The following is a 23,235-nucleotide window of genomic DNA, read 5'->3' on the forward strand; positions in this document are numbered from 1 at the left end:
CCATGCGGCGAGTTTATTTAGACCATAGCGCGACCACTCCGGTTGATCCGGAAGTAGCGGCGTTAATGATGACGTACTACACTGAAAAATACGGCAATCCTTCCAGTGTTCATAGTTTCGGAAGAGAAGCTAAGCAGGCCTTGGAGGAAGCCCGGAGGCAAGTAGCGGAATTGATCGGTGCTGCTCCCTCGGAAGTAACATTTACCAGCGGCGGAACGGAAGCGGATAATCTGGCGATTCTGGGAACCGCGGAAGCGCTGCGGAAAAAAGGCAAGCATATCATTACCTCAGCGGTGGAACATCACGCTGTCCTTGAAACCTGCGAATACTTGGAAAAAAACGGCTTTGACCTAACGATCATTCCGGTAGATGATGAAGGTATCGTTTCGGTAGAAGGCATCAAAAATGCAATTCGCCCAGACACAATTTTGATCACGATGATGCATGCCAATAACGAAGTTGGTGCGATTCAGCCCATTGCTGAGATCGGTAAACTTGCCAAGGAACATGGTATTACATTTCATGTTGATGCCGTGCAATCGTTTGGTAAGATCCCCATTGACGTTCAAGAAATGAACGTAGATCTTCTAACCGTTTCCAGTCATAAGATCTATGGACCTAAAGGAGTTGGGGCGCTCTACATTCGCAAAGGAATCCGAGTGGTTCCGTTAGTCCATGGCGGCGGACAAGAGAAGAAGCGTCGTTCCGGTACAGAAAATACCCAGGAATTATTGGCTTTGGTAAAGCCTGTGAGTTAGCCGGTCAGCGGATGGCCCAAGATGCTCAGTACCAACTGAAACTGCGGGATAAATTAATGAACGGTATTTTAGAGAAAATTGATTATGTTAAAATCAACGGGCCTCTTGGCGAGAAGCGCTTACCGAACAATGTCAATGTCAGCATTCAATATGTTGAAGGAGAGTCCTTATTGCTTTCTCTTGATATGCTTGGGATTGCTGCTTCGAGCGGTTCAGCCTGTACTTCAGGCTCTCTGGATCCTTCTCACGTGTTGCTGGCCATGGGGTTGGTTCACGAGATTGCTCATGGATCCCTCCGCTTTACCTTAGGACGTCAGAATACGGAAGAAGATATTGATTACGTTCTGGAACAATTGCCTAAGATTGTAGAGCGTCTGCGTATGATGTCCCCTCTTTATGATCAAGTGCTTCATGCCAAGCAAGCTCAATAACGTTTCGGCATACTGAATTCGTCAGATTAAGTGGACTTCAAATAGGCATTATACCCTTTAAATGACAGAGACACCCTTAAAAAATCGTGTCCGAAAATCTGATGCTAAGGAGAGGATAAAAAATGTATACGGAAAAAGTGATGGATCATTTTACGAATCCACGCAATGTTGGAGAAATTGAAAATCCCGATGGTGTTGGGGAAGTTGGGAATGCTAAATGTGGGGATATCATGCGTATTTATTTAGATGTTGAAGGGGACGTTATTAAGGACGTAAAGTTTAAGACATTTGGCTGTGGAGCTGCCGTCGCTACGAGCAGTATGGTTACAGAAATGGTTAAAGGAAAAACCATTGAAGAGGCCTTGGTCATTTCCAATGCTGCCGTGGCCGAAGCATTAGGAGGGCTTCCGCCGGCAAAAATGCATTGTTCCAATCTCGCAGCGGATGCCCTTCATGCAGCGATAAAAGACTATCGTGAAAAACAGGAAAAAAAGGAATAGATGAGAATGGCTCTGACTGCAAAGCCTAAAGTAGTGGTGGGTATGAGCGGCGGTGTGGATAGTTCCATGGCCGCCGCTTTACTTAAAGAACAAGGGTATGAGGTGATAGGGGTAACCCTGCAAATCTGGGAATCAGCCGCTCCGGAAGTGGAGGGGGGCTGTTGCTCTATTTCTGCGATTGATGATGCTCGGCGAGTTGCTTCCCAGCTGGGGATACCTCATTATGTTATGAATTTTCGCTCATATTTTCAGGAATCTGTCGTAGATTATTTCACTGAGTCTTATTTGAGGGGAGAGACTCCGAACCCTTGTCTAGCTTGTAATAAGTATGTGAAATTTGGAGAAATGCTGCGCAAAGCACGTGGTTTGGGAGCTGATTACATAGCAACAGGTCATTACGCTCAAGTGCTCCGTGACCCGGACAGCGATCGGTTTCTTTTAAGTAAAAGCTCAGATGAACGTAAGGATCAAACCTATGCCTTGTATATGTTAAATCAAGAACAGCTTGCGCATACTCTCTTCCCTCTGGCTGAGTACACTAAAGATAAGGTCCGCAAAATGGCGGCTGAGCTGGGCTTAGGCGTTGCTTCTAAACCTGACAGCCAGGAGATCTGTTTTGTTCCCGATGATGATTATGCTTCTTTTGTCCGAGAACGATCCCTAAATCGGATTAAACCGGGTAATTTTGTTGATCTTCAAGGAAATATCTTGGGAAAGCATGGCGGGATTATTCATTATACGATTGGGCAGAGGAAAGGATTAGGAGTTGCTTTTGGCAAACCAAAATATGTTATCGGTCTGATTCCCTCTCGTAATGAAGTTGTCTTGGGAGAAGATCGAGATGTATACTCTGATTCGCTGTGGGCAACGGACTTGAACTGGATTTCTATTCCCGAACTAAAGGAACCTGTAAAGGTTGTTGCCAAAATTCGCTATAACTCTTCAGGGGCACCTGCGACAGTGTTTCCTTCAAGCGTTGGCAGAAGTACTAAAGTCATGGTCCGCTTCGATGAACCACAGCGCGCAGTGACGCCAGGGCAAGCTGTTGTTTTTTATGAGGGAAATATAGTCGTTGGCGGAGGTAAAATCAGTTCAGAAACTACCAACTAATTTTACCAATTATGAATGGATTCTTGAGTAGCCGGGAAGAGTATAGATAGAATTTGTTTAGGAGGTGAAATGTATGCGTCGCTCACGGGAAATTGTCGGTCTGCCTGTTCTGGATTTAAACAACGGGGCTTCCATCGGTTGGGTACAGGATTTGGTTTTAGACAATGACAAAGATGAAGTTACTGGAATTCTCCTCGAAGGCGGACATATCTTTCACTCGACTAAGGGAATTCCCCGGAAGGCCATTGTCAATGTCGGCAAGGATGCTGTCACGGTCCAAGAAAAGACGTTGGAAGAACTTAAAGGAACGCGATGGTCTGACAAAATTGGGAACGAAGTCTATACCCAAGCTGGAGACTCAAGAGGAACGATTGAAGATATTTTTGTTGATGATTCCGTAGAAAAGTTGGTAGGCTTTGAGATCTCTGACGGACTCTTCGCTGACCTTCTTCATGGTCGGGGAACGATCCTGCGGCCGCACGTCATGATCGATGGGAAAGATATCTTAATCGTTGATAATCAAGTATCTCCCTTGGATCAAGCAAATGAAGGGGGTTTCTGATCATGAATTGTCCGGTTTGCTCAGGGCGCGCTATAGGCAAAGTAGGGGTTGAACAGTTCTACTGTTGGGATTGTTGTGTTGAGTTTACAACCCAAACTGACAAAGTCGTCATTTATGATTTAGCAGAAGATGGTTCTCTGGTTGCTTGGGAGGACCCAACGTTGGCTCAAGGGGCTTCATGTGCGGTTGCAGATTAATTGTTTGAAGTCAAGGAGGTAAACTATGGGAATAGGGCAAAATTTTAATCGTGTTGTTTCAAGAGGTACTTCTCTAATGGCTGCTCTAGGCTTCAATGTGTTTCCTTCGCGAAAAAGGACTGGGTGGATGCAGCGCGGCGTGAGATTTTTTGGTATCAAGAATTGGCGCTAAGTAGATCTGAATTTCCTAAATGTACATGGCTAAAGCGCGCTTAGCGCGCTTTTTTCTACTAGCAGAAAGTATAAGCTTGAGTTATATACTTTCTAAGGTCCCTTCACGCCATCCTTGGCTTCAGGGACACTTGGCCATCCTTGGCCTGCGCATAAGGGCAACTAAGGCAGCCGCCTTCGCCAAGGCTAACAAGTGCGAAGACAGTGTCTTCGGCACCAGCCAAGTTTTCTTTACATAGTAATCCATAAAACGAACATGAATAAGGGGCTTTTAGAAATTTGGCTACATTTCAATGAGTTCTTAACTGCAGCTTGTTGCATGCACCAAGCTTCCCCTTTTGTCTGTATTAGCCTGTGAGGTAAGTTATTGATGGATGCAAACCTACATCGTTCCTACTGGAGAAGAGTGCCATTAAAATGGATATTTGTCGTTATCTGCCTTATTCTAGGAATGACCTTGCTTTATAGGGTAAAGACGATTCTAGGCCCTTTCTGTTTGGGCTTTTTACTGGCCTATTTGTTGAATCCCTTGGTGGAAGGGTTAGAGAGATACCGTATCAGCCGCTACAAGTCGATTGCTATAGTTTTTGCAGGGATTCTTGCAATGCTAGCCTTGGCAATCTTTTTGATACTTCCCATCGTCTATACGGAACTCAGCAAGTTAGCATTAATTTTACCGGTTACTATTCAGTCGGTGATAGAAAGGATTGAAGAGTTTCGAGAACATTTCAAGGCTAGCGGGCTGCCAAGCCGTGTAGCTCTCGTTCTAGATCAACATTTAGATCAAGGTGAAGTTATCTTGGCGGAACGTCTTAACAAAATTATAAGCAATTTGCCCAATGTATTATCTACAGTGACGCTTTACATATTATCTCCTGTCATTACGATTTATCTCCTGGCAGACTGGAAGAAGATTGGGATTCGATTCTTTCGTTTGGTTCCTCAGCGTCGGCGCCTGGTGTGGAGACGTGTGTGGCAGGACATTAACCATACAGTTCGTCAATTCGTGCGAGGGGACTTGGTTGTTGCAGTGATCGTTGGGGTCCTCATAGGTATTGGTGTAAAATTAGTAGGGATGGATTATGCCTTGCTTATTGGGTTAATATGTGGGGTCTTTGATCTTATTCCTTACTTTGGGCCCGTGATTGGGGCTGTACCATCGGTTCTGCTGGCTTTAACCAAGTCTCCTGGTATGGCTTTAAAAGTCGCCTTGGTTATTTTGGTTATTCAACAAATCGAAGGGAATATAATATCACCGAAACTGATGGGGGACAGCGTTGGTCTTCACCCTCTTTGGGTTATGTTCTCACTTTTGGCGGGTGGTGAGATTGCTGGGTTCTGGGGCATGTTGTTAGCAGTTCCTATAGCGGCTGTGATCCGAGTTCTGTTTAAGCATATCTACAATAAGCTGGTTTCATCGCGAGTGTAAGATGGTTGACAAAGAAGTCATTCCCTGTATATACTTTAGAAACAATGAGAATTCTGTAAAACCAATGAGAATATGTGTTTTTTTAGCCCGAAATTAAGCAGGGTAGTAATTCGAAGATATCTCGTCCCTGACAATTTATGTAGGGAGGAGATTATTTTTATCTCGCTGGAGATCTCAAAGGAGTGTTAATGATGTATACAGGTAATGAACTAAGGGACATGTTTCGCAAATATTTTGAGGATAGAGGGCATAAAATCTTGCCTAGCGCTTCCCTCATTCCCAAAGATGATCCAACGTTATTGCTAACCGTTGCGGGCATGGTTCCTTTTAAGCCATATTTTCAACGTCGCGTTGAGCCTCCTTTTCCACGAGCCACGACAGCCCAAAAATGCGTTCGTACCCCTGATTTGGAAGTGGTAGGGAAAACTGCGCGCCATCATACATATTTTGAAATGTTGGGAAATTTTTCCTTCGGAGATTACTTTAAAAATGAAGCAATTCCTTGGGCTTGGGAGTATATTACTCAAGTTTTGAAAATTTCTACTGAAAAACTTTGGGTTACAATTTATCCCGAAGATGAAGAGGCCAAGAGCATTTGGGTTGAGAAAGCAGGCGTTAAGCCGGAAAGAATCATCGGAGATCCGGAGAATTTTTGGGCGGCGGGTCCCACAGGTCCGTGTGGTCCCTGTTCGGAAATTTATATTGACCTCGGCGAAGCCAGAGGATGTGGTCAGCCTGGCTGCAACGTTGGATGTGATTGTGACCGCTTTTTGGAAATTTGGAATTTAGTGTTCATGCAGTACAACCGAGATGAAGCCGGAGTATTGACTCCGTTGCCCAAACAGAATATAGACACTGGAATGGGTTTGGAACGGATTGCCTCAGTAATGCAAGGCGTGGAGACAAATTTCGATACAGACTTGTTCCGTCCAATCATTGATTTTGTTGCCGGCCTCGCGGGTATAGCCTACAAGGAGAACTCCAAAAGCGATCTGGCCTTGAAAGTGGTGGCGGATCACACACGGGCGGTTTCCTTTATGCTGGCAGATGGAATCCGGCCAAATAATGAAGGGCGTGGCTATGTATTGCGCCGTATTTTACGGCGAGCAGTTCGCTATGCGAAACTTTTAGGGATAGATAAACCTTTTTTAGAATCTGTTTTTCGAATTATCCAAAGGGACTATGCCCACGCCTATCCAGAACTTAAAGAAAATGAGAATTTTATTGTTAATCATTTAAATTTAGAAGAGAAAAATTTTCAAGCAACCCTAGAACAAGGGACGCAAATGCTGCAAGAAAAGGTTAAGGAACTTATAGAGCACGGGGGGACTGTGCTCGCGGGAACTGATGCTTTCTACCTCTATGAGACGTACGGTTTCCCTGTAGAACTCACCGAAGAAATGCTGGAAGAACAGGGGCTTTCAGTGGATATGCCCTCGTTCCAGGCTTCGGCTGAAGAGCATCGCCAGCGAGCCAAGGAACAGTCTCAACAAATGCGCGCTGTGGCAGAGAGCTCAGATTTGGTCCATAAGGTTAAACAGCTTGGGGTAACACCTTTTGTGGGTTACCATAAGGTGTCAAGTAAGGCAAACATCGAGGGATTGTTTGTCGATGGGGAAGAGAGGCAAGATGTTGGTGAAGGAGAAGAGGTCACCATTTTCTTGTCGGAAACTCCGTTTTATGCCGAAAGCGGAGGCCAAGTCACGGATGTAGGTATTCTAAAAACATCACGTGCTGAAGCACGAGTTCTGGACGTAAAAAAAGGAGTCACCGGAACCTTATACCATCGTGCGCAGATCATAACCGGAGTTTTACATGTCGGTGAAACAGTGGAAGCTGTGGTTGATCAAGCGAACCGTCTGGCAACTACTCGGCATCACAGCGCCACCCACCTCCTCCAAGCGGCTCTGCGTTCTGTTCTTGGAGAACACGTTCAACAAGCAGGATCTTTAGTGACCCCGGAACGCTTGCGCTTTGACTTCACCCATTTTTCTCCGCTCACGCCGGATGGTTTGAAAGCAGTTGAGGGTCTGATTAACGAAGCAGTCCTGAAGAATATGACGGTAGAAGCAACTGAAATGTCACTGGATGAGGCCAAGCGGAGTGGTGCTACCGCACTTTTCGGAGAAAAATACGGCGAGACTGTTCGTGTTGTACGGATGGGCACGTTCAGCAAGGAATTATGTGGCGGAACCCATGTGCAAAGCACTGGAGAAATCGGCCTGGTAAAAATTCTTAGTGAAGGCGGAATTGGGGCTGGATTACGCAGGATTGAGGCAGTAGCAGGTTTAGAAGCCTTAGCATATTTACGGTCCCTTGATGAGCAAGTGACCGAAGTTGCTCAACTGCTAAAAGCTCAACCGACTGATGTAGGAAAACGAGTCAATGGGCTTGTCTCCCAAGTGAAAGATTTGGAACGAGAAATCTCTCATCTTCAGGCAAAACTTAGTAAGAATGAAGCGGAGGGGTTACTAAGCCGCATCGCTGATGTTGAAGGAATCCCAGTGCTCGCCGCTCAAGTTCACGTGCCGGATATGGAGGGCCTTCGTCAAATGGCGGACCTTTTACGCAGCAAACTTAATTCTGGAGTGATTGTGCTGGGAGCTGTTAGTGAAGGAAAAGTAAACTTTGTTACTGCCGTCAGTCCGACAGGTTTAAGCGGGCTTCATGCCGGACAGATTATTAAGGAAGTGGCTAAAATTACAGGAGGGAGCGGAGGTGGTCGTCCGGACATGGCTCAGGCAGGTGGGAAAGATCCCAGTAAAGTTGGCGAAGCCATAGATCGGGTGCCGACAATTCTCCGGGGATTTTTAAAGAAATAAAGGAGAAAGAGTAGGACAGCGAGAATATATAACTAGTAGGTTAACAAGGACGGCGAAAGGGGGACAGGAAAATGGATCGTATGGAAGAAACCATGATGTTTAAGGCTGTAGGAGAAGATGTATCTGCTCGCGATGTTTTGCAGAAAGTATATGCTGCGTTACAAGAAAAAGGATATGACCCTATTAACCAAATGGTGGGCTATCTTATGTCGGGTGACCCTGTTTATATAACCAGCCACAATCAGGCTCGGGCAATGATTCGTAAACTTGAACGCTTTGAGCTGATCGAAGAACTTGTTAGGTCCTACTTGCAGGAGAAATAAACCGGCAAAGCCGGTTTGTAATGACCTTCAAAACTCCGCATTACATGATCGTGGTGCGGAGTTTGTTGCTTTGGCCTCATCTATGGAAGGAGATAGAGATGAACCAGGTTAAACTAGGGTCGTGGGGGCCAATGGTGTCCGAGATCTGTTTCGGAAGCCTGGCAATTTCCCCTTTACAAGGGCGAGTCACGGCCACTCAAGGCGCTGAGGTTTTAAAGTATGCTCTTGAACAAGGCATAAACTGGATCGATACAGCGGAAATTTACGATAACTATGATCAAATCGCCCTGGCCACGAAGAATCATCCTCAAGTTCGTATTATAAGCAAATCTTACTCGGTTACAGCTGAGGAAATGCGGAAGAGTATAGAGAAGGCACGTTCGGGACTAAACAGAGATATTCTTGATTTCTTTCTGCTTCATGAACAAGAAAGTGCTTTAACACTGAAAGGTCATTCAAGTGCCTGGGAAGAGCTTATACGAGCTAAGGAAAAAGGCTTGGTACGCTGGATCGGGATTTCGACCCATGCGGTTGAGGGAGTTCGTGCTGGTGCGCTTCAGCCGGGTCTTGATGTGATTCATCCTATTTTAAATTATCAAGGTTTAGGAATTATTGATGGATCTCTGGGCGATATGTTAAGTGCTTTATCGTTTGCCGCAGAACTAGGAATTGGAATCTATGCTATGAAGGTGTTTGGAGGCGGACACTTAAGCCAAGACCCTCAAAAAGCCGTGGATTTTGTAAAAGGGATTCCAGGCGTGCAGGCCATGGCTTTAGGGATGTCGAGTCAAGATGAAGTGGATTACAATCTTCTGTTAGTCTCAGGTCAAAACGTCCCCAGCAATCTGCGGGAGAAGGTTAAACATAAGCCGCGGAAACTTTATATTGCGGACTGGTGTGTTGGATGCGGACGCTGCCAAGAGGCTTGCCCTCAGAATGCTTTGCATATTGAAAAGATTGCTGTTGTTGAACAAGAGGCCTGCGTCCTTTGTGGATATTGCGGGAGGGTTTGTCCGCATTTTTGCTTAAAAATTGTGTAAGAGTGTGGGAGAGCCTAACGAAAAATTTCAGAGCTTTTGCGGGTCGGGGGAACTGCATGGGCTCCGCTTCGCAAACTGTCGTAAATCGCTCAGCTCCGGCCATGCAGCTCCCCCTGCTCATGGGTCTGGACGAGAAATTGTCTGGAGCAAATCGTGCGGCTCTAGCACGTTGGAGGCGGCGAGGTGAGTTGCGTGTTGAGGGAACTGAGCTGTATGGCTCCGCTTTGCAAACTGGTTATGGGAGGAATTTCTTTGCGGATTATGGGTCTGGATTTTGGTTCGAAGACGATTGGGGTGGCTGTGAGCGATGCTTTATTTTGGACAGCTCAAGGGGTTAAGACAATTCGGCGCTCTAATGAGGAAATTGAAGAGCTGCGCAAGCTGATTCAAGAGTATGAGGTGGCTGAAATCGTCATAGGCTATCCGAAGAATATGAATGGAACCTTAGGGCCCCGTTGTGCATTAACGGATGAATTTGTGGAACGATTACGCGCAGAGTTTGGGCTTCCTGTTGAGCTCTGGGATGAGCGTCTAAGCACTGTAGCTGCCCAAAGAACGTTATTGGAAGCCGACATGTCCCGCAGTAAGAGGAAACAAGTGATTGACAAGATGGCAGCTGTTTTTATTCTCCAAGGATATCTGGATCGTCGACATGCAAAGAGAAATATTCCTGATTGAAACCTTGAATATTTGACAATCATTACCTATAATAGTACAATGACCATATTCTTAGATAAGAGGTGAATCACATGACCGACCATACCCATGACCATGACCATGAGCACGATGCTGAGGAGTTTGATACAGTCGTTCTCACAGATGATGAAGGAAAAGACCATGAGTTTCTTCATCTTGACACATTAGAACTTGAAGGCTCGACCTATTTTGTCTTGATGCCTATTTCGGAGGAAGATTCCGAAGATGAAGATGCTGATGAAGCTATTATTCTGAAACTCGGCAAAGATGCCGAGGGAGGCGAAATGCTGCTGGACATTGAAGATGATGAAGAGTGGGAAAAAGTAGCGGATGCCTGGGAGAATTTAGTAGAATCCGAAGAGGACTAATAAGAAATTGTAATTTTGTATCTAGAATGACAGAAGATTTCGCGGAGATTATTCTCACGAAGTCTTCTGTCATTTTTGTTTTACTGGAGAAATTTGGAGATATTTAATTTACAGATAACTGATTCAAGCCTATTGACGGCGATTCGTTTTTAAAAATAATCATGTTTATTTATTAAAGAATCAAATCTTGTCGATAAACCCTGAACTCAAAGGAAATACTAAATCTACAAAAGTGGAGGTGAGGGAATTGAAGAATTTTGAAAAAACAAAGCTGTATGCTTTATGCTTTTTAAAAATCTTGCTAAGTTTTATTTCATGTTGGTTAATCGTGGGGTGCAGTCCGTTCTTTGGTAACTCAAAGTTAAGTTCCCCCGGCCCTTCCACTAAAAATACTGCAAACTCTCAGGATGTTGGCGGTATTGACAGTAAGATTATTTCTCAGGGAACTAAAGTAGATGATCTGGATTTGAGCAATACCCCTGTCTCAGAAGCCCCCATGAAAATCGAGGGTTGGGCGAAGGACAAGCTGGAAGAATCTCGTGTCCTGTTGTACAATGAAACCGAGATTCCAATCACTTTAAAGGAACTGGGTTTTGATTTGGATACGGAAAAAATCGTAGAAGGAACCCAGAACAATCCAAATGCAGTTACGCCTAGCGTGTTGAAAGTGAATTCATTATTGGCAAGCCAAACCCTAAAAGAGAAACTTAAGAAATTTAGCCTGCCGGCTAAAGATGCAGCGTATAAGATTGAAAATGATAAGGTTGTTATTAAGCCGGCCCAAAACGGTCAAGCAGCGGCCATTGATCAGTTAATAGGTGATCTTCAGAAAAGTCCTTTATCTGAGGTGCCTAAACAGATCAAAGTCCCGACTGTTGAGGTTCCCGCTTCTGTTTCCACGGAGGCTGTTAAATCATTAGCCTTTGATTCGGTGATCGGTGAATTTTCTACAAAGTTTGCTGTTCAAGAAACTAACCGCTCCGCAAATTTAACGGCAGCTGCCAAAGCTTTAGACCGTCAAATTATTCAGCCGGGAGCAACGTTTTCGTTCAATAAAACAGTAGGTCCCCGAGAGACTGAGAATGGATACAAAGAGGCCTACATTATCATCAATGGTGAATATGTAAAAGGAACAGGCGGGGGTGTATGTCAAGTATCTTCAACCCTTTACAATGCCGTCTTACTCAGTAATTTAGATGTTGTGGAGCGAAGACCTCATGATGTCGCTGTCAGTTATGTCCCTCCAGGTCTGGACGCAACGGTTAATTACCCCAACGTTGATTTTAAATTCAAGAATAACACTGCGAATTTGGTTTACTTACGAACGGATGTAAATTCAGGGGTGTTAACCATTCGGCTGTATGGTAAAAAAACAGGGCAAATTGTACAACTTGAACGGAAAGTCGAGAAAGTAACCAAATACAGAACGGAAAGACGTAAAGATGCGAGCTTACCGAGAGGGAAAAGGGTTTTAGACCAAAGTGGCAGCAAAGGAATTGTTGTGAATGTGTGGAAAGTAAGGCAGGATGAGAAAGGGAATGTGACGAAGCAGTTCCTGGGTCGTAATTCTTATGCACCGGCTAATCGTATTTGGCGGATTGGGATTTAGACTTGCCTGGGCTATTGAAAGAGAGAGTGGAAATGTGTCCGGAAAGAAAAAGAGTGGTGACTTACTTTCGAGTATTATTTTTCTCCTATTAGTGGGGAGTTTAGGCTTTTTCATGTGGTGGTCTTGGGCTTCCAAGCCCTATTCTGCGACGGGGAATAACGTTAAGATTACAATTACCTCTGGGACAACAACAGATCAACTGGCAGATGAATTAGAACAGAATCATATTATCCGAAGTGCTTGGTTGTTTCGATGGTTAGTACGGTCACAGCAAACAAATTTTAAGATGTATGCTGGTGACTATGAATTAGCGCCGACAATGGCACCTGATGAAATCATCGAACTTTTAATAAGAGGTGCAGAATTACCGGGTTCCATCAGAGTTACCATTCCCGAGGGTTATTCCACAGAACAAATTATTGCGCTTCTCGTACAGAAAGGGCTTGGAAGTAAAGATGAGTATACAAAAGTAGTTACGGAAGATGCGTTCCCCTATTCGTTTCTGGTAGGAGCACCGAAAGGAATTCACCGTTTGGAAGGTTTTCTTTTTCCTAATACCTATTTTATCGATCCAAAGACAAGTCCACATGCCGTAATCGACTTGTTTCTTCAACAGTTTGCCAAGGAACTTACGCCTGAGGCTCAAACTCAGCTGGTTAGCAGCAAACTTACGGTTCCTCAGTGGGTCACGCTTGCTTCTTTAGTCGAAAAAGAAGCAGTGAAAGAATCAGATCGCCCGTTGATTGCTTCTGTATTAATGAATCGTTTAAAGATAAATATGCCTCTTCAAGTTGATGCGACCATTCAATTTTTGCTAGGCACTCCAAAGCCCAAACTTTATAACAAGGACCTTCAAATTCCTTCACCATATAATACCTATCTCAATCGAGGATTGCCGCCAGGGCCGATTGCTAATCCTGGAGATGCCTCCCTGCAAGCGGCATTGAATCCAGCTAAAACGGATTTTCTCTATTATGTGGCCAAAAAAGATGGATATCATGCGTTTGCTAAAACGTATCAGGAGCATTTGAAAAATGTAAAATTGTATCAGTAAACAACAGCATTCAAAAATCAGAAGGAACCCGCTTGGGTTCCTTTTGCTACTTTCTTACCATCAATGTTTTTGATAGCCATTAGGACGGTTACATTAACAATATATTTTCGCGGTCTTGCCCAGATTAGGTTTAATTGTCCGGCATTTCCACGGGTTTCGCCTTCAAGCAAGGATTTGTTAAAGTTCGGTTAAAAGAATTTCAAGCCCTCATTTTGGGGGACAAACAATCGAATTTAGGGTATAGTAATTCTATATAAACTAATTAAATTGATGGGTATAATTACCTGTGATATTAGAAAAGTTAGGGGAATCCAAATGAAAAAACCGGAATTGCTGGCTCCAGCAGGAGATTGGGAAAAATTGATGTATGCGCTGGCTTATGGAGCGGATGCGGTTTATATGGGAGGTCAGGCTTTTGGTCTGCGGGCTTATGCAGGAAATTTCAACTTTGAGGAAATGGAGAGAGCGGTTCACTGGACCCACGAACTAGGGAAGAAGATTTATATTACGGTTAATATTTTCGCCCATGAAGCAGACTTTAGAGAGCTTCCGAGTTATTTGCAACAGTTAGAAGCCTTAGGTGTGGATGGGGCAATTGTTTCAGATCCCGGTGTTATTGCTTTGGCAAAGGAAGTAGCTCCTCGTTTGCCTCTGCATTTAAGTACTCAGGCTAACAATACGAATTCATATTCGGTGCGCTTCTGGCTGAAACAGGGGATCGAAAGGATTGTTCTCGCTCGGGAGCTTTCAGTTGATGAGCTACGGGAAATGCGTTCGAAAGTGGAGGGCGGGCTGGAGGTTTTTATCCACGGCGCCATGTGTATGTCCTATTCAGGCCGGTGTTTATTGAGCAACTACTTGACAGGCCGGGATGCCAATCGAGGGGAATGTACTCAGCCTTGTCGTTGGGGGTACGCCCTGGTCGAGGAGAAGCGCCCGGGGAAAATTTTCCCTATAGAAGAAGACGAACGAGGAACCTATGTCTTTAACTCCCATGATTTGTGCTTGTTGCCTCATTTGCCTTTACTTAAATCTCTCAACCTCGACAGCTATAAAATTGAAGGCCGAATGAAAAGCGTTCACTACGTTGCCAGTACGGTTAAAGTCTATCGAGAAGCCATTGATACCCTCTGGGATGAAGGAGAAAAAGCTTTTCAAGCGAAGCTTCCTGAGTGGTTGGAGGAGATGGGTAAAGTCAGCCACAGGGATTATTCCGCGGGGTTTCTCTTCGGAAAGCCGGGGGCGAAATCACATAACTTAGAGACCTCCCATTACGTGCGGGATTATGATTTTGTGGGAGTGAGCTTAGGAGAAGAAGAGGCTGAACAGATTTCAGTTTCAGATATCACTTTATCTTCTCTAAACCAATGTAAGGAAATGGCTTGGATCGAGCAGCGCAACCATTTTCAGCGGGGAGAAGTTTTAGAAGTTCTGACTCCGCTGGGAGAACCTTGGTCCTTTGAGATTACAACGATGTGGGATATTGAAGGGCAGCCAATTGAAGTGGCCTGCCACGCCCAGCAAACAATTGGGATGGCGGTTCCCCAGAAGATACTGCCCTATAGCATATTGCGACGAGCCAAGAGTGAAAAGAAACAGTAATTTTTCTAGTAAATTAAGTAGGTAAAGAGGAAAAGCTGATGAATTCTAGTATCGAAACGCTAAGTTATAATGTTGCTGAGAGGAAGGACCCCGTAGCATACTCACAGCTTACAGAGTCAGATGTCATCATAAAAGCATGCTTAAATCGCATAGATATGCAAATGTTAGATAAGCTTGTCGAGGGATTAGGGCATCTCGGTATTGTCACCACGACGAACAAGGCCACGGGGGAAGTAATGATCCTATCAACTAAGGACTGCTGGCCTGATTTAAAGAAGGCTATTGAGAAGATGCCATTTAAGATAGAATGGCAGTGAATTCCTTCAGCTAAAGCTGAACATCGAGGTCAGATTGGGATTCCTCTCACCTGAAATTTTCGAAGAACCTGCTTCACCTGTGAAAATGGGGGTCTTGAAGACTGGACGAATTAAAAAATGAAATATAGGAGAATAACCGATGAATGGTTTAGAACATCGAAACAGCCTTCAATTAAAAGATAAGTACAAGGATGCTGACCTTATCATTAACGCTCGAGTTGAACGCTCAGAGATACAAATGCTCTGTAAGCTCGTCGAGGCCTTAGGTCATCTCGGCATAGTTACAACGACAAACAAAGAACTTGGCGAAGTGAAGATTCAAACCACGAAGGATTGTTGGCTGGAATTAAAAACGGTCCTTGCGAAGATGCCGCTTAAAATTGAGTTTATCTAAGTGTCTGCAGTTGACAGTTATCTCGGTAACCTTCACTAGCATTGTATAGGGCGCTTTGAACAATATTTTATGAGTTGCCCATTTGTTTTGAATCACTTTTATTAAATTGTCATTTAAAGTATTTCAATTTATCCTATTGATAATCTTAAAATTAAACGATACTATAAGTATATTGGGATAGGACTAAAGTCCTTGTTAATGAGAATATAAGTTGTAAAAGTTTACAAAAAATGTTTAAAAAGAATTCTGAATGATGTTTATGTCGTACACGATCCTTCTCTGAGCTATGATGCTGTTCTTGAATTTTTGCCTAATAAGTTAATATATGCTTGGTTTTACGAACCATGAAAATACCCTTCTGAATCGAATTTTAAGTATGCCTTATGGAATTGTCTTGCTGACAGGACCCACGGGAAGCGGCAACTCCACAACACTTTACACGATTTTGAAAGAACTAAACACTATTGAGAAAAATATTGTGACAGTCGAAGAACCGGTCGAATATACCTTGTTAGGGATCAATTAGGTTCAAGTGAATACGAAAGCAGGATTCACGTTTGCTTCCAGTTTAAGAAGTATTCTTAGACAAGACCCTGACATCATTATGATTGGGGAGATGCGGGATGAAGAACCTGCCCATATATTGCTGTACGAGCGGCTATCACGGGGCACTTAGTCTTTTCTACTCTCCATACCAATGACGCCCTAGCTCCTTGACTAGGTTAGTGGACATGGGGGTTGCCCCTTACTTAGCTCAAAAATAACTCAGCATACCGAGAAGGTGCTTAGAATAAAACAATGCCTGTCTATACCTTTAGAGCTAAAAACTTAATCGGGGAAGAACTCTCAGGCACTCAAGACTTCAAGCCTTGAGTTAGTAGTGAAAAATATGGATTCTTTTTCGAAAGTACAATATGACCGTTTAGCGGTACGGTGAGGACATGATAAAGCAAAAGTAGCCGGTGTACACTCAATGATTATAGCTATTTGGCATATGTTAACGAATGGCGAAGAATATAAAGATCTAGGCGTCAATTACTGAGTATTGTTTTAAAATGAAAGAATAATAAACTTAACACAGAATGAAAGAGCCCATATTTCCAATTCAAAGATTTAGGAGTTTAAGCGTTTGGCCACTGTAGAAGAAGAACTGAGAATCTGTCGCGACAGAAAAATAGTTTGCTTAATTGGGATTACGGTGTTCTTATTGGAATGTGCAGCCGGTTATTACTACAATGTTTATGTAGGTTATTACCACAGTGATGGGATCAGTCGAGTTGCCAATGCGTTTTACGTTCTATACAGCCGTAATCCCCACCTAGGTGCGATAGGATTTGTGTGGAATCCTTTACCGAGTATGGTAGATTTGGCTTTTTTGTTGTTATATCCATGGATACCGGCAATGGCAACCAAGGGAATTGCTGGTTTGCTAATGAGCGCCATCTTTGCTTCGTTGACTGCTAGTATGCTGGTGCGGTTTTTTATTCAACGTGGCCTTCCACGTTGGTGTGCTGTTGTTTTTTCACTATTATATTCATTAAACCCAATGGTTTTCTTATTTGGGTTTAATGGTTTAAGTGATGCCCCGTTTATATTCTTCGCGATTCTAAGCATCCTATGTTTTTTAGATTGGCTTGACGCATATCGAATTGGCGACTTAGTGGTTGCGAGTTTCGCTCTTGCTTTAGCTTTTTGGTGCCGATATGAAGCGGTTCCCTTTGGTTTAAGCATAATAATCGGCTGTGTCATCACCTCAATGCTAGTTCAGAGAAATGCTATTCCACCCAATGAAAGGCACTTTAGTTACAAGTGGTCTCGAACAGAAGGCATACTTGCGGTTATTGTGACACCACTTTGTTACTCTGTACTTTTGTGGGTTTTGCTGAACGCGATCATCATGCATAACCCTCTATATTTTTTGAATGGAGATTATTCGAATACTGCCCAGATACAGGGCCATTTGAGTTCCTTTGAGTATGCAGCGTTACTTAACAACCCTGTAAAGGCCTGTTTCTTTGCTCTAAGAAAAGTATTGGTGTTTTCCGCCCCCTTAATAGCAATTTTAATTCTCAAACTGCTCAATCGTCGTTTCATGCGCTGGGACACTCTAATCTTGCTGGGAATGTTCATGTCTATGCCAATGTTGCAAATAATTATGTTGATGAAAGGAAGTTCGCTAGGATGGTTAAGGTATTTTATGTATGCGTTACCAGTGTCCATTGCCTGGCTGCCTTATGAGCTGAGTAAGCTAAAGCGTAAGTGGCAGATTGTTATTCCCCTTGTGGCAATGATAGCAAATTTCGTTATTCTCTCTTACGTCATTACCCAACCTTCCATTGCGCCTGATGAAAATACTTTTCTCCAGAATACATTCGGATACCACAATCAGACTTACTATGATGAAAAACAATGGGGCGAGATTTCCAGGTATCTAGATGAAAACTATCCTCATAGTACTATTTTGGTTGATTCATTCTCTGCTTATTTGATTATTTTGGAAAGTCAGTTTTCGAGACGTTTCTATATATCCAGCGATTATTATTTTACTGATGCCATCTCAGACCCGGAAAAATATGGAGTTAGCTATATTCTGATTCCTAAACCTGGATCCTCATCTGTGATCAGCGCGATTAATAATGCTTATCCCAACTTGTTTTATCATGGTGCTGACTGGGCGGAGCTTGTCAAGGACTTTGGCTCAAATTGGAGACTCTATAAGGTAATAAGAAGCACAGGAGGAACTGTCAAATGAATTCGACAGCAATCGAGGTATCTGTAGTCATACCTGTCTGGAATGAAGCTCGGCACTTACAACAAACGCTTAAAACAATTGTTGGATTTATCCGGCAGTCTACCAGCTTTTTTGAACTAATTGTTGTTGACGACGGTTCGACTGATGAAACATGGGATGAACTGCTGGCCATTTGTGCCGAAATTCCTCAGTTGGAAGGTATTCGCCTCAGCCGAAATTTTGGCAAGGAACGAGCACTTTGCGCAGGATTGGAGAATGCAAGAGGACAAGCAGTGATCATTATGGACGGGGATCTTCAGCATCCGCCCGAGCTAATTTCCCGGATGATTGAGTATTGGCGCTCTAATGAAGTAGAAATTATCGAATGTGTAAAGAAGACGCGCGGGCAAGAGTCTTTTAGCTATCGGATGAGTACGAAGTTGTTTTACGGACTACTTCACAATCTCACAAGATATGATTTACACGGAGCATGCGATTATAAGCTTCTTGATCGGAAGGTTGTGGAAGCTTGGGCCAATATGCCAGAACGCATCACGTTTTTTCGCGGTATGACGGCTTGGTTGGGATTTTCTCGAGTCCAAATCGAGTTTGATGTCCCTCCACGCATTGATGGTAAGACAAATTGGGAACTTACAACTCTTGTTAGATTAGCACTTCATGCGGTCGTGACCTTTACATCTTGGCCGCTTCGCTTTGTTACAATTATGGGATTAATATTTTTCGTTGGAGCTATTATCCTTGGGATTCAAACCCTCTATATGAAATTAGCGGGGATAGCTGTTACGGGGTTTACGACGGTTATCCTATTACTGCTTGGCATGAACAGCATGATCATGCTCAGCATTGGGATACTTGGGGAATATATTGCGGCAATTTATGATGAGGTTAAAGGGCGACCAAGATATATAGTCAGCCAGAAGGCTTCGGATGTCCGTTCCAATGACAATAGTCGGTCATTAACATCATTGACAAAAGGAGAAAAGGATGAGCGTACAGAATCCTCTTCGATTAGGCGATATTTTGGTACAAAAAGGGTGGATTTCTGAACAGGATTTGAAAAAAGCATTGGATTATCAGAAAATGCATAGCGGCTTACTGGGAAATATTCTGGTTGATTTTGGCTGGGTTGATGAGTCTAAGGTTTTTGAGGCAACACAGCTGGTTCCCCCGAAAGGCAAACTTGGGGAATTGCTTATTGCGCTCGGTGTTTTGACAGAGGAACAGTTGAACTCAGCTTTAGAATTCCAGCAAAAAAGTGGGGGCGCACTGGGTGAGATACTGTTATCGCTTGGTTTAGTAGATGCACAGACGTTATTTAGAACAGTCGCGTCACAACAGGGAATGGGACGAATCGGGTCTCAATTTTCCATGGATTTTTTACTAAGAATTCCTGAAGAGATAGCAAATCAATTGCAAGCAATCGTTTTGCGCACGAATTTAAATCGGGTTGTTGTGGCAGTGGCTAAAATACTCTCCCAAGATCAGGTTAATCTCTTGGAATCTATGTTTGAAAAAAGAATTGAACAGGTGCTGGCAACTCACGCAGAGATGGAGATGCTTTGGAGCCTGGCCTATGCGAGCGAATTAATGACGATTAGTACCGAAAGGCTGGCTCAGGAAAGGCCTGATCAATCAGCGCAAACTGTTTTCACCAAACAACAAATCATGGGAATTGTAGCGATTTTAGTCACAGTTATTCTTGGCCTATGTTTTGCTCCATTTGCGACAGCATTAATTATCAATATTTTTGTCCAGGTGCTATATTTTATTGTAGTCGTCCTTAAGTTTTTAATGATTATGCGGGGAACTCGTGATGGTGCTCAGATAATAATAACGGACGAAGAAGTTGAATCAGTGGATGAACGCAGTCTCCCAGTATACACTATCCTGGTACCTATGTATAAGGAGAGTGGTGTGATCCCAAACCTGCTGGCACATCTGGAGCGGCTTGATTACCCCAAGCATAAACTCGATATACGCTTATTGATTGAAGAAGACGACGTTGAGGCTCAGGAATTTCTGCGTTCCCAGAATTTAATTTACTCTTATTCAACTATTATCGTACCTCACTATACGACTATTGTCTTACCTCATGCATTTCCTAAGACGAAGCCCAAGGCTTGTAATTATGGACTTATCAATGCACGAGGTGAGTATGTGGTCATTTATGATGCAGAGGATCGGCCTGATCCCGATCAGTTGAAAAAAGTCCACCTTGCCTTTCAGAGAAGCCCAGATTCTTGCTGTTGCATTCAAGCCAAGCTTAACTATTATAATAGCGAGCAGAATATGCTAACTCGCTGGTTTACTCAAGAATACAGCATGTGGTTCGAACTGCTATTGCCTGGTCTTATGAAGTTAAACATTCCGATTCCACTTGGCGGCACATCAAATCATTTTAAAACGGAGACCTTAAAAAAGCTGAACGCCTGGGACCCATACAATGTCACGGAAGATGCTGATTTAGGTATTAGGTTATATGCAGCAGGTTATACGACAGGAATTGTGGACTCGAGGACATGGGAGGAAGCAAACAGTCGGACTGGCAACTGGATCAGACAAAGGTCACGCTGGATTAAAGGATATATGCAGACTTGGTTGGTGCACATGAGGTTCCCCTTACGTCTGTGGCGTCAAGTTGGGACGAGAGGTATGTTGGGAGTACAGGTTATTACCTTAGCAACACCGCTACTCCCGTTAATTAATCCGTTGTTATGGCTGATGGTTTTATTATGGTTCATGACTCATTATCAATTGATTCCGAGGCTATTTCCCGGGCCAATCTATTACCTAGCAGCAGTGGAACTTATTGTTGGAAATTTCCTTTTCGTTTTCAGCAATGTAGTAGGTGCAGTTTGGGTCATAGATGAACTACATGCCAAAGGTGATTATGCGATTTCTTTTCGGTTGGTTAAGTATGCACTCTTAACGCCCATATATTGGGCGCTGATGAGTGTGGCCGCCTATAAAGCAGCTTGGCAACTAATTACTAAACCGTTTTATTGGGAGAAGACAGATCATGGCCTGGTGAATAGCGGGTCTTCTTCCGCTGGCAAACTAAGTGCTTAAACCTATAAACGTAGGGATGTTACAAAAATGAACAATGATCAAGAACCAAGTTTAGAAGTTCCTGTGATTATCCGCTATGGGTTGGTTGGTCTAATGGGCACAATTCTCCATTTTGGAAGCCTTATTTTATTTGTTGAATTTGCCCATTTTGATCCTATTTTGGGATCAGCTTTTGGATTTCTGCTGGTATTAGTGGTTTCTTATATCTTAAATCGAACTTGGACGTTTCGTTCAAGAAGCAGAGGAACACGGCAATTTCTGACTTATTTATTAGTTTCTTTGATCGGACTAGGGTTAAATAGCGCCGTCATGTTCATTAGTGTTCATGTGCTGAAATGGAATTATCTGTATGGGCAATGTCTGGTGGTTATTGTGGTTCCAGTATCAAATTATTTATTGAACCGTTCATGGACCTTCCGCGATTCAAATAACTAGCCATGTACCTAAGATTCTTGTGCATAAAGCGAGCTTTGGAAAGGAGTATGGCAATGAGATTGGTTTTGCTTTCAGGTGGGTCGGGTAAACGCTTGTGGCCGACATCCAATGATTCTCGGTCAAAACAGTTTCTTAGAGTGTTGAACAACGGAAGTGGCGGTCTTGAATCGATGGTTCAAAGAGTATGGGGTCAGTTAAAAGCTTTAGGCTTAGATGATTCTGCCATGATTGTAACAGATCGCTCTCAAGTAGATATTCTTCAAAGCCAATTAGGGGAATCTATAAAGATGGTTGTGGAACCTGGACGAAGAGATACCTATCCGGCGATTACCCTAGCGGCCACTTATCTGTATTCAGTTGAACGTGTTGGAATTCAAGAAGTGGTTGCTGTCATTCCTGCGGATTCGTTTGTGGAAGAACCTTTTTTCGGCGAGTAATGGAATTAGAGAATGCGCTGATTGAAACTGATACAGAGCTTGCTTTAGTGGGTGTTACACCTTCTTACCCTTCTGAAATGTACGGGTATATTGTCCCTGAGCCCAACCAAGGCAAACTTTCATTAATGAAAGTTAGTCATTTTCAGGAAAAACCTACGGAAGTGCAGGCTCGTGTGCTGATTTCGCAGCAAGCGCTTTGGAATTGTGGCGTATTTGCCTTTAGATTGGGTTATATCATCGCTAAAATGGAGGAACGTGGTCTGCCTACAGATTATTCAGAACTGAAAAGGGTGTATGGGATATTGCCCAAAATAAGCTTTGACTATGAAGTCGTTGAAAAAGCCAGGAAGGTTGTGGCGATTAGTTATCAAGGAAAATGGAAAGACCTTGGAACCTGGAATACCTTAACTGAAGAAATAATTTCCCCGCTTACCGGCAAGGGATATTTAAGTGAAGACTCAATAAATACTCATCTTATTAACGAATTAGATATTCCGATAATAGTGCTTGGACTATCAAATGTTGTCGTCGCGGCAAGTCAGGACGGAGTTTTAGTTGCTGATAAAAATGAAAGCCCAAAGGTCAAAAATCTGCTTAATCGATTTATTCAACGGCCAATGTTTGAGGAACGGCGTTGGGGCTGGTACAAAGTACTGGATTATATGAAATATGACGACGGTAAGGAGGTTCTAACCAAACGTGTTAAGATCACATCAGGTAAGAACCTGAGTTACCAAGTGCATTCTCTTCGAAACGAAGTTTGGAATATTGTGATTGGCGAGGGAGAATTCGCACTCGATGATGTGATCTACAAAATCAAACCGGGAGATGTGTTACATATTCCAGTCGGTATAAAACATGGAATCAAGGCGGATACAGACTTAGAGTTTATCGAGGTTCAGACAGGAACTGATTTGAATGAGGAAGATATTATCAGAGTATTTATGACTTGGGAGGAAGTTTCTAGAGTTCTACCCTATTTCAAAAAGGAATAAATTTGAGCACTCTCTTATTGTCTAGGCGTAGTTAGGCGTTCTTCTTTCCTGATCAATTGTTGCAGGTTTTGACGCTTCCATACGCCGCTTATGACCAAATGTCCGTCGATCTATTTTTTCAGAGATGCCATTAACCTGGCGTTTTTGAGAACTGAGCAGAGAGA

At 43.4% G+C, this 23,235-nt stretch carries 23 protein-coding genes and 2 pseudogenes; 24 read left to right on the forward strand and 1 reads right to left on the reverse strand.

Features of this window, described 5'->3' with window-relative positions:
* Positions 1-2: 2 nt before the first annotated feature.
* The 14 genes and pseudogenes from nifS to mltG all read left to right on the forward strand — a co-directional run bounded on the left by nifS (position 3) and on the right by mltG (position 13,070).
* Positions 3-1,189 (forward strand): annotated as a pseudogene (gene nifS / locus VZF35_RS20405) (cysteine desulfurase NifS).
* Positions 1,190-1,311: 122 nt separating this feature from the next.
* On the forward strand, positions 1,312-1,689 hold the full coding sequence (gene nifU / locus VZF35_RS20410; RefSeq protein ID WP_407307956.1) for a Fe-S cluster assembly scaffold protein NifU: 378 nt from the start codon (positions 1,312-1,314) through the stop codon (positions 1,687-1,689).
* A gap of 6 nt (positions 1,690-1,695) precedes the next feature.
* Positions 1,696-2,799 carry a tRNA 2-thiouridine(34) synthase MnmA gene (gene mnmA / locus VZF35_RS20415; protein WP_407307958.1) on the forward strand — a complete coding sequence of 368 codons (1,104 nt, stop codon included), beginning with the start codon at positions 1,696-1,698 and terminating at the stop codon, positions 2,797-2,799.
* A 73-nt stretch (positions 2,800-2,872) separates the two neighbouring features.
* Positions 2,873-3,361: a PRC-barrel domain-containing protein gene (locus VZF35_RS20420; protein WP_407307960.1), complete on the forward strand. Its 489-nt coding sequence runs from the start codon at positions 2,873-2,875 to the stop codon at positions 3,359-3,361.
* Positions 3,362-3,363: 2 nt separating this feature from the next.
* Complete coding sequence (locus VZF35_RS20425; protein WP_407307962.1) at positions 3,364-3,558, forward strand: hypothetical protein; 195 nt, start codon at positions 3,364-3,366, stop codon at positions 3,556-3,558.
* 25 nt (positions 3,559-3,583) lie between these two features.
* On the forward strand, positions 3,584-3,730 hold the full coding sequence (locus VZF35_RS20430; protein WP_407307965.1) for a hypothetical protein: 147 nt from the start codon (positions 3,584-3,586) through the stop codon (positions 3,728-3,730).
* Positions 3,731-4,099: 369 nt separating this feature from the next.
* Positions 4,100-5,158, forward strand: a complete 1,059-nt coding sequence (locus VZF35_RS20435; protein WP_407307967.1) for an AI-2E family transporter — start codon at positions 4,100-4,102, stop codon at positions 5,156-5,158.
* A 191-nt stretch (positions 5,159-5,349) separates the two neighbouring features.
* Positions 5,350-7,980, forward strand: a complete 2,631-nt coding sequence (gene alaS, locus VZF35_RS20440) for an alanine--tRNA ligase (RefSeq protein ID WP_407307969.1) — start codon at positions 5,350-5,352, stop codon at positions 7,978-7,980.
* Between the two features lie 71 nt (positions 7,981-8,051).
* Positions 8,052-8,303, forward strand: a complete 252-nt coding sequence (locus tag VZF35_RS20445) for an IreB family regulatory phosphoprotein (RefSeq protein ID WP_407307971.1) — start codon at positions 8,052-8,054, stop codon at positions 8,301-8,303.
* A 98-nt stretch (positions 8,304-8,401) separates the two neighbouring features.
* Entirely contained in the window at positions 8,402-9,343 is a 942-nt protein-coding gene (locus VZF35_RS20450; protein WP_407307973.1) for an aldo/keto reductase, read from the forward strand.
* Between the two features lie 252 nt (positions 9,344-9,595).
* Positions 9,596-10,021, forward strand: coding sequence for a Holliday junction resolvase RuvX (ruvX, locus tag VZF35_RS20455; RefSeq protein WP_407314754.1), 426 nt, complete (start codon positions 9,596-9,598; stop codon positions 10,019-10,021).
* Positions 10,022-10,092: 71 nt separating this feature from the next.
* On the forward strand, positions 10,093-10,407 hold the full coding sequence (locus VZF35_RS20460; RefSeq protein ID WP_407307975.1) for a DUF1292 domain-containing protein: 315 nt from the start codon (positions 10,093-10,095) through the stop codon (positions 10,405-10,407).
* Positions 10,408-10,645: 238 nt separating this feature from the next.
* The gene (locus tag VZF35_RS20465; protein ID WP_407314756.1) at positions 10,646-12,016 is read left to right on the forward strand and encodes a VanW family protein; all 1,371 of its coding nucleotides are present in this window, start codon (positions 10,646-10,648) and stop codon (positions 12,014-12,016) included.
* Between the two features lie 34 nt (positions 12,017-12,050).
* Positions 12,051-13,070 carry an endolytic transglycosylase MltG gene (gene mltG, locus VZF35_RS20470; RefSeq protein ID WP_407314758.1) on the forward strand — a complete coding sequence of 340 codons (1,020 nt, stop codon included), beginning with the start codon at positions 12,051-12,053 and terminating at the stop codon, positions 13,068-13,070.
* A gap of 17 nt (positions 13,071-13,087) precedes the next feature.
* On the opposite strand, the gene VZF35_RS20475 is transcribed toward mltG, so the two are convergent.
* Positions 13,088-13,240, reverse strand: coding sequence for a hypothetical protein (locus tag VZF35_RS20475; RefSeq protein ID WP_407307977.1), 153 nt, complete (start codon positions 13,238-13,240; stop codon positions 13,088-13,090).
* Between the two features lie 145 nt (positions 13,241-13,385).
* Between VZF35_RS20475 and VZF35_RS20480 the strand changes: the two genes are divergently transcribed.
* The 10 genes and pseudogenes from VZF35_RS20480 to VZF35_RS20525 all read left to right on the forward strand — a co-directional run bounded on the left by VZF35_RS20480 (position 13,386) and on the right by VZF35_RS20525 (position 23,071).
* The gene (locus tag VZF35_RS20480) at positions 13,386-14,672 is read left to right on the forward strand and encodes a peptidase U32 family protein (protein ID WP_407307979.1); all 1,287 of its coding nucleotides are present in this window, start codon (positions 13,386-13,388) and stop codon (positions 14,670-14,672) included.
* Positions 14,673-14,710: 38 nt separating this feature from the next.
* On the forward strand, positions 14,711-14,989 hold the full coding sequence (locus VZF35_RS20485; RefSeq protein ID WP_407307982.1) for a DUF4911 domain-containing protein: 279 nt from the start codon (positions 14,711-14,713) through the stop codon (positions 14,987-14,989).
* A 139-nt stretch (positions 14,990-15,128) separates the two neighbouring features.
* Positions 15,129-15,383: a DUF4911 domain-containing protein gene (locus VZF35_RS20490; RefSeq protein WP_407307984.1), complete on the forward strand. Its 255-nt coding sequence runs from the start codon at positions 15,129-15,131 to the stop codon at positions 15,381-15,383.
* A 358-nt stretch (positions 15,384-15,741) separates the two neighbouring features.
* A pseudogene (locus tag VZF35_RS20495) lies at positions 15,742-16,135 on the forward strand (GspE/PulE family protein); the annotation flags it as partial.
* Positions 16,136-16,512: 377 nt separating this feature from the next.
* The gene (locus VZF35_RS20500) at positions 16,513-18,135 is read left to right on the forward strand and encodes an ArnT family glycosyltransferase (protein WP_407307986.1); all 1,623 of its coding nucleotides are present in this window, start codon (positions 16,513-16,515) and stop codon (positions 18,133-18,135) included.
* Positions 18,132-19,181 carry a glycosyltransferase family 2 protein gene (locus tag VZF35_RS20505; protein ID WP_407307988.1) on the forward strand — a complete coding sequence of 350 codons (1,050 nt, stop codon included), beginning with the start codon at positions 18,132-18,134 and terminating at the stop codon, positions 19,179-19,181. The genes VZF35_RS20500 and VZF35_RS20505 overlap by 4 nt, the downstream gene beginning before the upstream one ends.
* The gene (locus VZF35_RS20510) at positions 19,120-21,204 is read left to right on the forward strand and encodes a glycosyltransferase family 2 protein (RefSeq protein WP_407307990.1); all 2,085 of its coding nucleotides are present in this window, start codon (positions 19,120-19,122) and stop codon (positions 21,202-21,204) included. Before VZF35_RS20505 ends, VZF35_RS20510 begins: the two co-directional genes overlap by 62 nt.
* A gap of 27 nt (positions 21,205-21,231) precedes the next feature.
* A complete protein-coding gene (locus tag VZF35_RS20515) occupies positions 21,232-21,639 on the forward strand; it encodes a GtrA family protein (RefSeq protein WP_407307992.1) in 408 nt (135 codons plus the stop codon).
* Positions 21,640-21,692: 53 nt separating this feature from the next.
* Positions 21,693-22,076: a sugar phosphate nucleotidyltransferase gene (locus VZF35_RS20520; RefSeq protein WP_407307995.1), complete on the forward strand. Its 384-nt coding sequence runs from the start codon at positions 21,693-21,695 to the stop codon at positions 22,074-22,076.
* Entirely contained in the window at positions 22,076-23,071 is a 996-nt protein-coding gene (locus VZF35_RS20525) for a sugar phosphate nucleotidyltransferase (protein ID WP_407307997.1), read from the forward strand. The genes VZF35_RS20520 and VZF35_RS20525 overlap by 1 nt, the downstream gene beginning before the upstream one ends.
* Positions 23,072-23,235: the final 164 nt, after the last annotated feature.

Source organism: Desulfosporosinus paludis (assembly GCF_045689965.1).
Taxonomy (GTDB): Bacteria; Bacillota; Desulfitobacteriia; order Desulfitobacteriales; family Desulfitobacteriaceae; genus Desulfosporosinus; species Desulfosporosinus paludis.

What these genes read in the sequence shown, in the direction of transcription:
- nifU (WP_407307956.1), top strand. Translation starts at nt 1,312, where the DNA reads ATGTATACGGAAAAAGTGATGGATCATTTTACGAATCCACGCAATGTT.
- mnmA (WP_407307958.1), top strand. Translation starts at nt 1,696, where the DNA reads ATGGCTCTGACTGCAAAGCCTAAAGTAGTGGTGGGTATGAGCGGCGGT.
- VZF35_RS20420 (WP_407307960.1), top strand. Translation starts at nt 2,873, where the DNA reads ATGCGTCGCTCACGGGAAATTGTCGGTCTGCCTGTTCTGGATTTAAAC.
- VZF35_RS20425 (WP_407307962.1), top strand. Translation starts at nt 3,364, where the DNA reads ATGAATTGTCCGGTTTGCTCAGGGCGCGCTATAGGCAAAGTAGGGGTT.
- VZF35_RS20430 (WP_407307965.1), top strand. Translation starts at nt 3,584, where the DNA reads ATGGGAATAGGGCAAAATTTTAATCGTGTTGTTTCAAGAGGTACTTCT.
- VZF35_RS20435 (WP_407307967.1), top strand. Translation starts at nt 4,100, where the DNA reads ATGGATGCAAACCTACATCGTTCCTACTGGAGAAGAGTGCCATTAAAA.
- alaS (WP_407307969.1), top strand. Translation starts at nt 5,350, where the DNA reads ATGTATACAGGTAATGAACTAAGGGACATGTTTCGCAAATATTTTGAG.
- VZF35_RS20445 (WP_407307971.1), top strand. Translation starts at nt 8,052, where the DNA reads ATGGATCGTATGGAAGAAACCATGATGTTTAAGGCTGTAGGAGAAGAT.
- VZF35_RS20450 (WP_407307973.1), top strand. Translation starts at nt 8,402, where the DNA reads ATGAACCAGGTTAAACTAGGGTCGTGGGGGCCAATGGTGTCCGAGATC.
- VZF35_RS20460 (WP_407307975.1), top strand. Translation starts at nt 10,093, where the DNA reads ATGACCGACCATACCCATGACCATGACCATGAGCACGATGCTGAGGAG.
- VZF35_RS20480 (WP_407307979.1), top strand. Translation starts at nt 13,386, where the DNA reads ATGAAAAAACCGGAATTGCTGGCTCCAGCAGGAGATTGGGAAAAATTG.
- VZF35_RS20485 (WP_407307982.1), top strand. Translation starts at nt 14,711, where the DNA reads ATGAATTCTAGTATCGAAACGCTAAGTTATAATGTTGCTGAGAGGAAG.
- VZF35_RS20490 (WP_407307984.1), top strand. Translation starts at nt 15,129, where the DNA reads ATGAATGGTTTAGAACATCGAAACAGCCTTCAATTAAAAGATAAGTAC.
- VZF35_RS20505 (WP_407307988.1), top strand. Translation starts at nt 18,132, where the DNA reads ATGAATTCGACAGCAATCGAGGTATCTGTAGTCATACCTGTCTGGAAT.
- VZF35_RS20510 (WP_407307990.1), top strand. Translation starts at nt 19,120, where the DNA reads ATGAGCGTACAGAATCCTCTTCGATTAGGCGATATTTTGGTACAAAAA.
- VZF35_RS20515 (WP_407307992.1), top strand. Translation starts at nt 21,232, where the DNA reads ATGAACAATGATCAAGAACCAAGTTTAGAAGTTCCTGTGATTATCCGC.
- VZF35_RS20520 (WP_407307995.1), top strand. Translation starts at nt 21,693, where the DNA reads ATGAGATTGGTTTTGCTTTCAGGTGGGTCGGGTAAACGCTTGTGGCCG.
- VZF35_RS20525 (WP_407307997.1), top strand. Translation starts at nt 22,076, where the DNA reads ATGGAATTAGAGAATGCGCTGATTGAAACTGATACAGAGCTTGCTTTA.